Below are 13,721 nucleotides of genomic sequence, written 5' to 3'. Positions count from 1 at the left end.
CCGCGCAGAAAAGCCGCGTCGCCTTCCGACCCGGCCGATGGACGCTCTTCCCGGCGTCGTCGACTACGATCCAGAGCCGCAAGCTGGCGCTGGCGAGCTCCAAGAAACGGTTTTCGGAAAGAAGGCCCGAGCAGCTAAAGTCCACCACGCGCGCCGCCTGAATTGAGCCAGTCATCGCGTCGGCTTCAAAATCGACGCTTCTTGGTCTCCGGTGCCGGCGCCAGCATCGTGAATGCGCGTCCAATCTCGTGATCGCCCTCAGCCACGATGGTTGCAGAGATCAGGACATGTTCTTTTTGCAGCAAGACGGAATGGGTCATTGTCCCGGTGGCCATCATTGTCGTCGAATAGCCTGCGATGGACCAGCCTGAGGCAAGAAGACGAGTAAGCTTGTCGTTCGGTTGTTGTTCTCCAGCCATACAGTTCCTCCGGGCAGGCCGAGAATTACGGAGGTTCTGTGCAGATGCAAGCACTGCCTCGCTCCCGGACCGGGGCCAATACCACGTTACAATCGGGTCACCATTATGTTGACTCAACCGACGGCACGGGTATCGGGGGCGGAGAAGCTCATTTGGAAGCTTCTCTGCTCCCATCGGCGGGCCTTACTGGGGCTTGTAGATCTGGTCGAATATACCGCCGTCGCCGAAATGATAAGGCTGGGCCTTCTTCCAGCCGCCGAAAAGCGGATCGTCGATGGTGATCAGCTTGATTGGCGGCAGCTTGGCGAGGTCCTCGGCCGGCACCAGGTCAGGCTTGGACGGACGATAGTGGTTCCTGGCGATGATCGTCTGCGCTTCCTTGGAATAGAGCCAGCCCAGATAGGCTTCGGCGACCTTGCGGGTGCCCTTGGCGTCGACATTGGCGTCGACCACCGCCACCGGCGGCTCGGCCAGGATCGAGGTCGGCGGGTAGACGATGTCGAAATTGTCGGCGCCGAACTCGTCGAGCGCCAGATAGGCCTCGTTCTCCCAGGCGATCAGCACGTCGCCGAGGCCCTTTTGCGCGAAGGTCACGGTCGAGCCGCGCGCGCCGGTGTCGAGCACCGGAACATTGGCGTAGAGCTTGCCGACGAATTCCTTGGTCTTGGCCTCGTCGCCGCCATCACTGGCGTTGGCGTAGGCCCAGGCGGCAAGATAGTTCCAGCGCGCGCCGCCCGAGGTCTTGGGGTTGGGGGTGATCACCTGGACACCGTCCTTGACCAGGTCGTTCCAGTCGTGGATGGCCTTGGGATTGCCCTTGCGGACAAGGAAGATGATGGTCGAGGTGTAGGGCGCCGAGTTGTTGTCGAATTTGCTGCGCCAGTCCGGATTGATCTTCTTCGACTTGGCGACGATGGCGTTGATGTCGCCTTCGAGCGCCAGCGTCACCACATCGGCGTCGAGGCCGTCGATCACGGCGCGGGCCTGGGCGCCCGATCCGCCATGCGATTGCTGGATGGTGACCGTCTCGCCGGTCTCGGCCTTCCAGTGCGCGGCGAAGGCTTCGTCATAGGCCTTGTAGAGCTCGCGTGTCGGATCGTAGGACACGTTGAGGATGGTGGTGTCGGCGAACGCGAAACCGAGCGTGCCGAACTGGACAGACGTGGCGACCAGCGCGCCGAGCAGTTTCCGGAAATGAGGTTTGGTCATTTCTGCCTCCGTTGAACCCACGCCAAATCTACCGAATTGATAGAAATAAGATGCATTCGTCCGAATGGGCAAATATGCCGGACCAGCTAATCCAAAAGTGGAGTCTTGGCTGGGATACCCGCCAAAATGCAGCCGCACGCAATTCTGGTCTGTTTATTGCTACCGCAATCCCGCGGGCAATCACTGCATCGAAGTGATGCGAAACTACCAGAGTGCAGCGTGCGAGCGCATCGGCACTACGATCCATCACTGTTCAAAAACTGTGTGGATAGCGGCAGGAAGCTGGCAGCGGGATTTGAGATGAAAGGGCGGTCGCCAGCAATTGCGCGGGCGTTCTGGATGGAAACCGCTCCGTGCGGAGGACCTGGAATACCTCCCCGCCGTGACTAAGGCCGGTCGCTCTGCAACCAGGTGTTTTTTGCGGGAAGAATGTCTCCGTCACAATCGTTTCTACAGGTTTGATGGGCAATGGGGTTGGAAGAAATGTCTCGAAATGACGCAGAGCTATGCGCTCGGGCGAGTGCACGCGGCATCACGATCTATCAACGTTCAAAGACCGTGTGGATTGCCGCGGGAAGCCATCGGGGGCGGGATTTTGAAGTGAAAGGACGGTCTCCGGCAATTGCTCTCGCATTCTGGGTGGAAGCCGCCCGGTATAGAGGCACGAGAATATAGAGCCGTCCGGCCCCGTTGGATGGAAATTGGTCGGCACCAGTTCGGAACTCTTGCCTGACACGGAGCAGTGAAGTCGGATGCAAGCAACTCGAAGGCCGTTAAGAGCTGATCCGCACCCACTTCCCGCTGGCGGACTGGGATTGCCGGGCAAAATAATGGTACGAAGTGCGTTTCCAGTCTCTGATCACGCTGCCACGGTTATCCAGTATCAAGTCTCCCTTGTCGGTTCGCACGGTAAGCACCGTGTGACCTTCGCCGCCGAGCGTCGCGACCGTCAGGAGCAAGGCGGAAGCCGGCCATCCACGCTTCAAGAGCTCGCTCTTTTTCAGGATCGCAATATCCTCGCAGTCGCCCTGTTTGGTCGGCACGCGCCAATCGTCGACGCTGCCCGCCGTGACGAGATCGCTACGCTCCTCGATCCGGCGATTGACGGAGGTGTTCACGGCTTCGAGTTCGGCTTTGCGTGCCGGCGTCAGCGTCACCAGTTTGACCTGCCCGTTGGTGCTGCAGAGTCTCGGATGGCTGGTGCAGAAGACACGAGCGGCCGGCGGTGGGAATGCATACCCCTTTGTGACCATCATCGCATTGGTTGTCTGCATGGTTTCACTGCAACCAGTTGCCACCATGGCTACGGCAACAAGCGTAGCGAAACGCATCACGTACCGTCTCCTTTAGTTGTCAACTTAACGAACAAGCCTCGCAGAATATGGTAAATCAATCCTTAAAAAGGTATTTTCGGACTAATATAAATAACAATATGTTACCGAATTGTAGAAATTGGTTGATAGCGCCCTGGTTTGGGGCCATGTGCGCTTTCCGTTGGAGGAAGAAATGTTGCGATACCTGGTGTGGGGGGGAAGGACTCATTCGACCTTGCTCATTTCATCTGCTCTTCTGGCCGCGAGTTGCGCGAGTTCGACAGCAGCACAGGACAGTATTCGGCCGCGGCTGACAGCAGCCCAATGCCAACCACTTACGGACGCCAACTATGCGCAGTGCTGTATCGCGATCAATCGCAGGAGTATCCTTTCGTCGGACCAAATCGAGCAATGCCCACCCCTTACAACCTCGCTAATAGCAGCAACGCTTGCACGTCTTGGCGACAGCAACGTTCCCGGCAGTGCAGATGGTTCCAGCGTCGGTGATACTGGCGGCAAGGGCGGTGATACTGGTGGCAAGGGCGGCGATTCCGGCGGCAAGGGCGGTGATTCCGGCGGCAAGGGCGGCGATTCCGGCGGCAAGGGCGGCGATTCCGGCGGCAAAGGTGGCGATTCCGGCGGCAAAGGTGGCGATTCCGGCGCCGGTTCCGGCAACTAGGTTCCGGCTGTTGCCGAAGTGGCCCTCCCATAGGGCGAGGGTCTGCTCCAATACTGCCGGTTGAAGATCCGGGGCCTTCGACGGCCCGGAAGTCTAGAGCCTATTCCATCCCGATGGAATCGGGATGGGGCCCTATCTCTTTGTTTGAGCATGATCTTTCCCGAAAACTGGATTCCACTTTTCGGGATCATGCTCTAATAAGTCTGGGCCGATGAGGCCTTGGAAAAAAGCGTTCAGTAGTCTAGCGCTTTCAACTGTCCGACGCCATCCAACACCATGCTGCCCGCGACATAGACAATGACCGCAAGGCCGAGCCAGCCGATCCAGCGGTATCTGGCCAGCAGCGCCGCCACCAGCGTCGAGGCCACCGCCATCAGGACCACCGACAGGATAAGACCGAAGATCAGTGCATCCATGTCGTCGCTTGCGGCGCCGGCCACGGCGAGCACATTGTCCAGCGACATGGAAACGTCGGCGACAATGATCTGAATGATCGCGGTGCGTAGCGCCTTGGCCGGTCGTTTCGCCACAAGGCTGGCCGTGTCGAGATCGACGTCTATGCCGTTTCCGTCATCGGCATCGCCGGCCGACCGCAATTCCTCGAACATGTTCCAGCAGACCCAGAACAGCAGCAGGCCGCCGACAAGCATGATGCCCGGGATTTCCAGCAATTGCACCGCCACCACGGCAAAGACGATACGGATCACCGCAGCCGCGGCAATGCCGGCCACGATCGCCTTCTGGCGCAGGTCTCTTGTCAGGCCGGCCGCCGCCATGCCGATCACCACGACATTGTCGCCCGAGAGAACGAGATTGATGGTGATGACTTCCAGATAGGCTGCGATCGTCGCCTGGTCGATCTCAAACGGCATCAGGCAAGCTCCGCTGGGGGAATCCGCTGGCAAGCAACAAGTTCATCGTCGGCATTGCCCGAAAAAATAGCGGCATGCCGGTCAGGCTCGTCAAAAAAATCACCAGCAATGTGACGTCCCCGCCCGACGGCGTCCAGCAGGATGGCTGGATCGTACCATATGCATATGGTGCTTCGCGTCCGAGAAGATAGGGGTAGGCCGTGACCACCGAAGTGGCTGCGACGCAATGCAGGATGACGTGGACCGTCAGGCGATGGAAAAGCCGCCGCCGATCGGTTGGCCGCGCTTCACCACATCATGAAGCGACGTCCGCGTCACCTCGCGCAGGCTGAGATTGCTCACGGTACCGCCTGCATCTGCTGTGAGGGCAGTGCCGCCGCCAGGCGGTTTACCCAGTCCTCGATGCCGGACCTTGTCGACAAAAGGTCCTGCCGGATCTCGACGAGGACGGCGGGGATGCCGCGATCGTCACCATGGATGGGGACGGCGTAGTCGGCGTCGCGGCTGATCACATAGGGCACGTTCGCCGCGACGTTGAGTGCCGCATCCGTGCGCAGGCCCGAAAGGATCGACTCGGCGAGATCGGCTGCATGGTCATGCAGCACGCCGGCATGCCATGGCCTGGCGACACCGAGGAAGACCGGCGTGAAGGAGTGGATCGTCACGATTCGCGTCGGCCGGCCTTCGGTCATCCGGCGGTCGAGATGGGCGGCCACCCGGTCATGGTACGGTGAAAACATGATCGCGGCGCGCCGGGTCCGCTCCGCCACATCGATGCCGACATTGCCGGGAATGTCGGTGTCTTCCGACAGCACGGGAATGCTGCCGAGCGTGCCCAGTGGCCGGTTGAGGTCGATCAGCAGCCGTGAGTATCCGCTCAGGAATGCCGGGGCCTCGAGCCGTGCCGACAGCAGGCGGGTCACCTCGGCGGCGCCGATGTCCCAGGCGATGTGGCGCTGCAGATGGCTGGCTTCGAGACCGAGCCGGCCATACTCGGCCGGCATGTGATTGGAGGCATGCTCGCACAAAAGGACGATATCGGAGCGGCCGTGCTCGTTGAGGACCTCGACGGCTTGCGGCCAGTCTCCTTCATTCTGTGCAGTCATCAATAAAGCGTCCGGTAGAGATCGCAGACGGCAACCGGATCGAGGCCGGCAAGGCGCTCGGCCTCATATCGCTTGAGGCCGACGAAGGTTTCGATGAAGACCGGCGCGAACCATCCCGTGACGGTGCTGTCGGCCAGAAGCGCGTCCAGTGCCGCCGGCAGGGTTTCGGGCAGCCGCACCAGACCGAGCTTGGTCCGTTCCGCGTCGCTCATCAGCGTCGGGTCGCCGGTGACCAGCGGCGGCGACGGCAGCCTTGCCTTCAGTCCTTCCAGTCCGGCGCGGATGATCGCCGCCAGCGACAGATAGGGATTGCCGGTGGCGTCGGCGGCACGGTACTCGATGTTGTACTGTCGTGCCGGGTCGCGTCCGCCGATCGTCACCGTTGGACAGATGCGCAGGGACGCCTCGCGGTCGCGGTCGGCAAGCCAGGTAAAGGACGAACTCCAGCTGTGCGGTTTCAGCCGATAGAAGGACGATACGCTCGACGCCGTCATGGCGGTGATACCAGGCAAATGGCGCAGCACGCCGGCACAGAAGGCGCCGGCGTGGCTGGAAAGGCCACCGGGTTGCGTCGGATCGTAGGTCGCCGGCTTGCCGGTCTCATCGACGAAGCTGAAATGGATGTGGACGCCATTGCCGACGGCATTTGGCGCCGTCTTGGGTGCGAAGCTTGCGCGCCAGCCGGCATTGCGCGCCACTTCGCGTGTGATTTCGCGGATGGCGACGGCGCGGTCTGCCGCCGTCAGGGCGTCCGCCGGCTCATGCGTCACCTCGAACTGCTCGTCGCCGAATTCGGCGATGACCACTTCAGGCGCGACGCCGGCCTCCTCCAGCGCTGCCATCAGATTGGGCGCAAAGGGATCTGTCCGCCTGAGTGCGGCGAAGGACATCGAATGCGCCGGCGCGAAGCCGCCGTCGGCGACATTGAACTCATGCTCGAAGGCCGCGGTGACGGAGAGCCCGGTCGCGGCCTTCAGGTCGGCCAACGCATCCTTGAGCATCGTCCGCGTGCAGCCGAGCCAGGCACTGCCGTCGAGTTCGACGATGTCGCCGGCAACCATGTCGAAAGGCGTCGCCGATCCGGTCCGCGCGGTGCGAAAGCGCGCCTTGAGGTCGGGGATCAGCCGCAAATCGCCTGACGAGCCCCAGGGATTGGGATCGACGATCGAGTTGAACGGCGTGAGTGAGAGATTGGCCTGCAGCCAGCCGACGCCGGTCATGGCTGTCTTCTGCAACTTGCTTTCGACAACGAAGCGGCCGCGCGTCACGGCGGAGAGATCCGTGGTGACGACGGCAACCAGGGGTTCGACAGTCGATGTCATGCCGTTTTTCCCAAAGCGTTGAAGCGGGCGACGACGGTGTCGGTGTCGGTGACCCAGCAATAGCCGCCGAAGGCCTTGAGCGCGATGTCGTGGCGTTCCTGGGTGATGGTGGCGCAGGCGTCCGACACGCAGGTGACGAGATAACCGCGGTCGGCGCCGTCGCGCACCGTCATGTCCACGCATTGGTCGGTCAGCACGCCAACCACGACAAGGTAGCGAATGCCGAGGTTCTTCAAGAGATAGTCGACATTGGTCGAGTTGAAGATGCCGGACGACGTCTTCGGCAGCATGATCTCGTCGCCGACCGGCGCCAGCGACGAGACCGGCAGACCCTCGGGGAGGCTGGGCGCAACATGGATCGGTGTCAGCTTATGATCGAGCGAACGGTCGCGGCCATCTTCGGTCAGGCTCTGGATGATGGTGTGCAGAACCTCGACACCGTTGGCCCGCGCGGCTGCCAGCAGGCGCTCCTGGTTGGGGATCGTCTGCGACGAGGTCTGCCGGTAGAAATAATGGTCGGGACCGCGCTCAGGATGCGACGGGTCGGCGCCTGGCTCCAGCCAGATGCGCTGCATGTCGACGAGCAGCAGCGCCGTTTCGCCGGCTCGGAAGGCCTCGTTTCGCTTGGGTAAGGCTTGGGTCATGCTTTGTCGTCCTGCTTTGCTGATTTTGGGCCGGGTGTCTTTCGTGGTCCAGGTGTCTGGCGCCCGCCGTTCTCTTGCGGGTCGCTGTCCAGCGTCACCGCATTGGCATGCCGCACCTTTTCGAGCCGCTCGATGCGGGCACGAGCATCGTCGTCCAGTGTCGAAACAATATGGGCGACGAGGGCTTCCATCTGCGCGACCGCCGGCGCCAGCGTGTCGTAGGGCGAGGCGACCTCGAGCGGGCTGACGATGGTGACTTCAGCCAGGTCGGCGATCGGCGACAGCCATTGGTCGGTGAACAGCACAATGCGCATGTCGAGCGCCGCCGCCTGGCTTGTATAGGCCATCACGTCGAGCTGGTAGCGGCGATAGTCGAAGACGACGAGCACGTCGCGGCGGCCAAGATCGGCCAGCGTGTCGAATGTTTGTGGCGAGAGCACACCGAGATCGCGAACCTTGGGGCGAAACTGGACGAGATATCCGGCAAGCATGCCGGCGATGTGACGGCTGAACCGACCGCCAACCGTCACGATCTCGCCCTTGGCCTCCATCAGCAGGCGTGCCGCCCGCTCATAGGTCTGCACCGGTGTCGCAGCGGTGGCTTTCTGCAAGGCCGCGGTGACGGACTCGAGATAGGCCAGCACGGCGCTGTCGCTGGAACCGCTTTGACGCTTGGCCTCCATCATCAGCAGAGGCGAATGCAGCCTTGCCTCGACTTCGGCCAGCAGCTTCGCCTGGAAATCCGGAAAACCCTCATAGCCGAGCTTCATCACCAGCCTGACCACGGTCGGATCGCTGACGCCGGCGCGCCGGGCGAGCGACGAGGCGGTCCCAAGGCCGGAGGTCGGATAGTCCGTCAACAGCAGGCGGACGATCTTTTCTTCCGACGGCGTCAGCGCCAGATCGCCGCGCATCAGAACATCGCGTATCGCCATGGGCCTCCCGGAAATCCGTGTTCTCTTTTGTTGAGTTTATTACAGAGATTTAAATATCGGTCAACGTTGAAGAGATGTTTACATCTAGCGATTGCGAGCGCGCGGATCGAGACATTGTCGCCGCAGGCCTTCGCCGTCGCCGCGCTCTGGCCGGCGCGATGCCGACCAGATCACGCTGTTCGATTCAGTGGCTTCGCCATCGACGACTTTTCGGCGCTGCGTTATGTCAGCGATCAGCTGGAGTCGACCGGCCTTTACCAGGAACTCGACATGCTCGCCGACCTGACGAGCCGCGCGACTTGTTAGGCATGCTGCTGAGAGCGGCCCAACAGCGCTGAAATTGACCCGACTCTGACTGTCACGATGAGCCGGTGACGGTATCCTGTTTGGCTCAGAGATCGGGTCCGCTTTCCCACATGGCGTCCGGCACCACCACCAGCTTGCCGACGAAATCCTTGGCGATGAAATCCGCCTGCGCATGGTGGAAATCGGAGAGCTTGTAGACGCCGCCGACCAGCGGCCGGATTTTCTTCGCCTCGATATATCCAACGATGCGGCGAAAATCGGCGCGCGTGCCCTGGCTCGAACCATGCAGCTGCAACTGCTTCAGATACATGGTCCTGAGATCGAGCTGGACGACCGGACCGGCGATCGCGCCGGCGGTGGTGTAGCGGCCCTCGGGCCGAAGGATGCGCAAGAGGTCGTTGAAGATCGCTCCACCGACGAGGTCGGCCACGACGTCGATCGGCTGCCCCCTGGTCGCCTCGTACACGGCTTGCGGCAAGTCGGCGACGCCACGGGTGATCACCGCCTCGGCGCCGATGTCGAGCACCGCCTGTTCCTTGCCCTTGCCGACGACGGCATAGGGAATGGCGCCGCGCGCCCGGGCTAGTTGCACGATACCCGAACCGACGCCGCCCGAGGCGCCGGTGACCAGCACCCGCTCGTCGGCCTTCAGTGTGGCGCGCTCCAGCATCTGTTCGCCGGTGAGGTAGGCGCAGCAGAAGGTGGCGAGCTCCACGTCGCTCAAGTTCGTATCGACGACATGGGCGTTCTCGGCCGGCACGGCCTGGTACTCGGCGTAACCGCCGTCGCGGCCATGGCCCATATAGTCGATGTCGGCCAGCGAATCGTCGTCGCGGTTGTAGATGGAAAAATCGACCATCACCCGTTCGCCTATGCGATCAGGCGAAACGCCCGCGCCGACGGCAACGATGGTACCGACCGTGTCGGTGCCTTGGATGCGCGGGAAGGTCAGCGTGTTGCCCTGGCGCCGCCAGGTCGACACCGCTGCCGCGTCCTCTTCCGTGCCATAGGCGCCCTGGCGCACCCAGACATCGGTGTTGTTCATGCCGCAAGCGGTGACCTTGACCAGCACTTCGCCGGGAGTCGGCACTGGCACTTTGACATCGGTGCGGTAGATCAGCTTTTCCGGTCCGCCGTGCCCGGTGAGCTGCACGGCGGCCATGGTGGCGGGGAGGGGTTTGGTCATGGCATTCACAGGTCGATTTCAGAGATTGGCAAACACGCTCTTCACCGCATCGGCGGTCTTGGCCACCACGATGTCGGCCTCTTCACGCGTCAGGCAGAGCGGCGGCGCAAAACCGAGGATATCGCCCTGCGGCATGGCGCGGCCGATCACGCCGCTCGCGGCAAGTGCCGTCGCTACCTGCGGGCCGATCTTCTGCGAGGCGTCGAAGAACACCCGATCATCTCGGTCGGCGACGAACTCGACCGCCGCCAGCATGCCGTCGCCGCGCACGTCGCCAACATTCTTGTGACCGCCGACGGCCTTGCCGAGCTCCGCGCGGAAATAGGCGCCCGTTTCGCGGGCGTTTGTCACCAGGTCCATTTCGTCGATCAGTTCGAGGTTGGCGACGCCGGCGGCAACGCAAATCGGATGCGCCGAATAGGTCCAGCCGTGGCCGAGCGAACCGAGCTTGTCTGAGCCCTGCACCAGAACCTGCCACATCTTGTCGGCGACGATAACCCCCGACAGCGGCGCATAGGCCGAGGTCAGGCCCTTGGCGATGGTGATCAGGTCGGGCTTGATGCCGTAATGGTCGGAGCCGAACATGGTGCCCAGCCGGCCGAAGCCCGTCACCACCTCGTCGGCCACCAGCAGCACGTCGTACTTTTTCAGCACGGCCTGGATTTTCTCCCAGTAGCCGGCTGGCGGCGGCACGATGCCGCCGGTGCCGAGGATCGGCTCGCCGATGAAAGCGGCGACGGTTTCCGGACCCTCGGTCAGGATCATCTCCTCGAGCTTGTCGGCGCAATGCTGCGAGAACTGCTCCTCGCTCATCGAGCGATCGGCGCGGCGGAAATAGTAGGGCGCCTCGGTGTGCAGGATCGGCGCGCGAGGCAGGTCGAAAGCGTTGTGGAACAGGTCGAGCCCGGTCAGCGATCCCGTCATCACGCCCGAGCCATGATAGCCGCGCCAGCGCGAGATGATCTTCTTCTTCTCCGGCCGCCCCAGCACATTGTTGTAGTACCAGATCAGCTTGATGTTGGTTTCGTTGGCATCGGAACCCGAGAGACCGAAATAGACCCTCGACATGCCCTTCGGCGCGCGGTCGATGATCATCTTGGCAAGCGTGATCGAGGCCTCGGTACCATGGCCGACATAGGCGTGATAGTAGGCGAGGTTCTTGGCCTGGGCTGCGATCGCATCCGCGATCTTCTGGCGGCCATAGCCGACATTGACGCAATAGAGGCCGGCGAAGGCATCGATGCTCTTCCTGCCATTGTTGTCCCAGACGGTGACGCCTTCGCCACCGGCCATGATGCGGGTCGGGCTCTCGCCGCGCGCATGCGTGCCCATATGGGTCGAGGGATGGAAAAAGTGGTCGCGATCCCAGGCGGCGAGTTCGTTGGACTGGTCGAGCATTTTTTGACTCCTAAGGAAAAAGCGGACGCGCCCTAACGACCTAAGATGTGTTGAGATTCAGGTCAGGCCGAGTCGAAAATGGCGGGTTTCGAGAACCGGAGCGGAGCGGACATGAAGTCCGTGAGCACCGGAAGCGCAGAAACCTGGCATTTGCAGGCCGGCATCACCTGAATATCGACACATCTTAGGCTACGTCCAGGCAGAGATATTTGAGATCGGTGAAGGCTTCGAGCCCGTGGCGCGAGCCCTCGCGGCCGATGCCGGACTGCTTGACGCCACCGAACGGGATCGGCGCGCCGGTGATCTTGACGCGGTTGATGGCAACCATGCCGCAGTCGAGCGCGCGGCCCATGCGTTGCTGGCGGGCGCCGTTCTCGGTCACGACATAGGCGACTAGGCCATATTCGGTGGCGTTGGCGCGGGCAATCACCTCGTCCTCGCTGTCGAACGGAGTGACGGCGGCGACGGGACCGAAGGTCTCCTCGCGCATGATCAGCGCTTCGTCGGCGACATCTACCAGCAGCGTCGGCTGGTAGAACAGTGGCCCGGCCTGGTGCCGCGCACCGCCAGTGAGACAGCGCGCGCCATGGGTCAGCGCATCGGCGACCTGCGCTTCGACCTTCTGGACGGCGCGCTCATGCATCAGCGGCCCGATCTCGATTTCCTGAGCAAGGCCGTTGCCGGTCCGCAATTGTTCGATGCGCGCGGCGAAAGCGGCGCAGAAGCGATCGTAGATCGGACGCTGCACATAGATGCGGTTGGCGGCGAGGCAGTCCTGGCCGGAGGTGGCGAACTTGGCGTCGGTGGCGATGCTCACGGCCTTGTCGAGATCGGCGTCGGCAAAGACGATCAGCGGCGCGTGGCCGCCAAGCTCCATCACCAGCCGCTTCATCGTCGCGGCACTTTGTGCGGCGATCAGCCTGCCGATCTCTGTCGAGCCGGTGAAGCTCATGGCGCGAACACGCGGGTCTTCGCACATCCGGCCGACGATCGTCGAAGCCTTGCCGGTGACGATGTTGAAGACACCTGCCGGCAGGCCGGCGCGCTCGCCGAGTTCGGCCAGCGCCAGCGCCGACAGAGGCGTTTCCGAGGACGGATGCGCGACGATGGTGCAGCCGGCGGCGAGTGCTGCGGCCGCCTTGCGGGTCAGCATCGCCGACGGAAAATTCCACGGCGTGACGACACCGACGACACCAAGCGGCTCGCGCCGCACCATCATTTCGGCGTTCGCCAGGTGGCTGGTGACACTCTCGGCGTTCAGGCGCTTGGCCTCCTCGGCATACCATTCGACGAAGGAGGCGGCGTAGTCGATCTCGCCCAGTGATTCCTGCAGCGGCTTGCCCTGTTCCAGCGTCATCAGCAGGGCCAGATCATCCTTCGCGGCGATGATCAGCTCGAACCATTTTCGCAGAATCCTTGAGCGCTCCTGCGGCAACAATGACCGCCAGGCCGGGAAAGCCCGCGCGGCGGCGTCGATCGCTTTTGTCGTCTGCCCCGCATCCAGCGCGGCAACGAACGCGACGGTGGTGCCGGTCGCCGGATCGGTGACCTCGAAGCTTTCGGCCGCCTCGCTCGCCGTCCAGTGGCCGTCGACATAGGCAAGCTCACGCAGCAGCCGGCGGTCGGCGAGGCGGTCGAGCGCCTCATGGCGGTGCGAACGGGCAAAATGCGCGGACATCATCGGCTGCTCCCGATTGGGGTGATGCCGCAAGAGTAGGTCCGTCCCGCGAAGGAAAGAGGCTGTTTAAGCACCAGTGCGTAGAGAGATTGTCTCTATTGCGCGGCCCGTGCAAAGGATCTCTCTCGGAAGCCGTTACATCTGTACCGGCAGCAGATCGGCCACCGGCAAAACGGTCTCGTCCTTCACCGTCTTGATGACGATGTAGGTGAAGTAGCGGTCGATGCCGATTTCGCGCTCGAGCAAGCCGTCGACCAGCCGTTGATAGGCGTCGATATCGCGCGCCATCACCTTCAGCACATAGTCGACGCCGCCGCCCACCGACCAGCAGGCGACGATCTCGGGGATGTCGCGGATGACGCGCTCGAAGCGGTCGAAATCGGCCTGGCGGTGGGTGGCCAGCGTCACCTCCATCAGCACGGTGGCGACCGGCGCCACGACGCGCATGGCGATGCGGGCGTGATAGCCCGAGACGATGCCGGCCTTTTCCAGCTTGCGCAGCCGCATCCAGCACGGCGTTGGCGACAGCCCCACCTGCTCGGCAAGCGCCAGCTTGGTGATGCGTCCGTCACGCTGGATGGCTTCGAGGATTTTCAGGTCGATCGCGTCGAGTTTGGCTGATGTCATCGGCGTCCACTTTTTCGTCCGCCGCAC

13 protein-coding genes and 1 pseudogene are annotated in these 13,721 nt (G+C 62.6%); 2 read left to right on the top strand and 12 right to left on the bottom strand.

Annotated features, from left to right (window positions below; translation table 11 throughout):
* Positions 1-185 precede the first annotated feature (185 nt).
* The 3 genes from NR193_RS07805 to NR193_RS07795 form a co-directional block, all read right to left on the bottom strand.
* Positions 186-419 carry a hypothetical protein gene (locus NR193_RS07805; RefSeq protein ID WP_256750279.1) on the bottom strand — a complete coding sequence of 78 codons (234 nt, stop codon included), beginning with the start codon at positions 417-419 and terminating at the stop codon, positions 186-188.
* 183 nt (positions 420-602) lie between these two features.
* Positions 603-1,628, bottom strand: a complete 1,026-nt coding sequence (locus NR193_RS07800) for a sulfate ABC transporter substrate-binding protein (protein WP_256750278.1) — start codon at positions 1,626-1,628, stop codon at positions 603-605.
* A gap of 773 nt (positions 1,629-2,401) precedes the next feature.
* Complete coding sequence (locus NR193_RS07795; RefSeq protein ID WP_375162690.1) at positions 2,402-2,959, bottom strand: transglutaminase-like cysteine peptidase; 558 nt, start codon at positions 2,957-2,959, stop codon at positions 2,402-2,404.
* Positions 2,960-3,080: 121 nt separating this feature from the next.
* Here NR193_RS07795 and NR193_RS07790 point away from each other — a divergent pair, with 121 nt between their 5' ends.
* The gene (locus tag NR193_RS07790) at positions 3,081-3,620 is read left to right on the top strand and encodes a hypothetical protein (RefSeq protein ID WP_256750277.1); all 540 of its coding nucleotides are present in this window, start codon (positions 3,081-3,083) and stop codon (positions 3,618-3,620) included.
* A gap of 233 nt (positions 3,621-3,853) precedes the next feature.
* Here the strand turns inward: NR193_RS07790 and NR193_RS07785 are convergent, their stop codons facing one another.
* From NR193_RS07785 to NR193_RS07765, 5 genes are all read right to left on the bottom strand, one after another.
* A complete protein-coding gene (locus NR193_RS07785) occupies positions 3,854-4,492 on the bottom strand; it encodes a YjbE family putative metal transport protein (RefSeq protein ID WP_256750276.1) in 639 nt (212 codons plus the stop codon).
* 338 nt (positions 4,493-4,830) lie between these two features.
* Positions 4,831-5,598, bottom strand: a complete 768-nt coding sequence (locus NR193_RS07780) for an N-formylglutamate amidohydrolase (protein ID WP_256750275.1) — start codon at positions 5,596-5,598, stop codon at positions 4,831-4,833.
* Positions 5,598-6,920 (bottom strand): glutamine synthetase, encoded by a 1,323-nt coding sequence (locus NR193_RS07775; protein WP_256750274.1) that lies wholly within the window; start codon positions 6,918-6,920, stop codon positions 5,598-5,600. The genes NR193_RS07780 and NR193_RS07775 overlap by 1 nt, the downstream gene beginning before the upstream one ends.
* The gene (locus NR193_RS07770) at positions 6,917-7,564 is read right to left on the bottom strand and encodes a cysteine hydrolase family protein (protein WP_256750273.1); all 648 of its coding nucleotides are present in this window, start codon (positions 7,562-7,564) and stop codon (positions 6,917-6,919) included. The genes NR193_RS07775 and NR193_RS07770 overlap by 4 nt, the downstream gene beginning before the upstream one ends.
* Complete coding sequence (locus tag NR193_RS07765) at positions 7,561-8,499, bottom strand: MurR/RpiR family transcriptional regulator (RefSeq protein ID WP_256750272.1); 939 nt, start codon at positions 8,497-8,499, stop codon at positions 7,561-7,563. The genes NR193_RS07770 and NR193_RS07765 overlap by 4 nt, the downstream gene beginning before the upstream one ends.
* 148 nt (positions 8,500-8,647) lie before the next feature.
* Here NR193_RS07765 and NR193_RS07760 point away from each other — a divergent pair.
* Positions 8,648-8,837 (top strand): annotated as a pseudogene (locus tag NR193_RS07760) (ornithine cyclodeaminase); the annotation flags it as partial.
* Positions 8,838-8,890: 53 nt separating this feature from the next.
* On the opposite strand, the gene NR193_RS07755 reads toward NR193_RS07760, so the two are convergent.
* The 4 genes from NR193_RS07755 to NR193_RS07740 form a co-directional block, all read right to left on the bottom strand.
* Positions 8,891-9,991 (bottom strand): alcohol dehydrogenase family protein, encoded by a 1,101-nt coding sequence (locus NR193_RS07755; RefSeq protein ID WP_256750271.1) that lies wholly within the window; start codon positions 9,989-9,991, stop codon positions 8,891-8,893.
* Positions 9,992-10,009: 18 nt separating this feature from the next.
* Entirely contained in the window at positions 10,010-11,389 is a 1,380-nt protein-coding gene (locus NR193_RS07750) for an aspartate aminotransferase family protein (RefSeq protein WP_256750270.1), read from the bottom strand.
* A 184-nt stretch (positions 11,390-11,573) separates the two neighbouring features.
* Positions 11,574-13,067 carry an NAD-dependent succinate-semialdehyde dehydrogenase gene (locus tag NR193_RS07745; protein ID WP_256750302.1) on the bottom strand — a complete coding sequence of 498 codons (1,494 nt, stop codon included), beginning with the start codon at positions 13,065-13,067 and terminating at the stop codon, positions 11,574-11,576.
* 135 nt (positions 13,068-13,202) lie between these two features.
* On the bottom strand, positions 13,203-13,694 hold the full coding sequence (locus tag NR193_RS07740) for an Lrp/AsnC family transcriptional regulator (protein ID WP_256750269.1): 492 nt from the start codon (positions 13,692-13,694) through the stop codon (positions 13,203-13,205).
* Positions 13,695-13,721 lie beyond the last annotated feature (27 nt).

This window comes from Mesorhizobium sp. Mes31 (genome assembly GCF_024519675.1).
Classification (GTDB): Bacteria; Pseudomonadota; Alphaproteobacteria; order Rhizobiales; family Rhizobiaceae; genus Mesorhizobium.
Note: the sequence above shows the minus strand (reverse complement) of the source record. Positions and strands in the feature narration are given on the sequence as shown.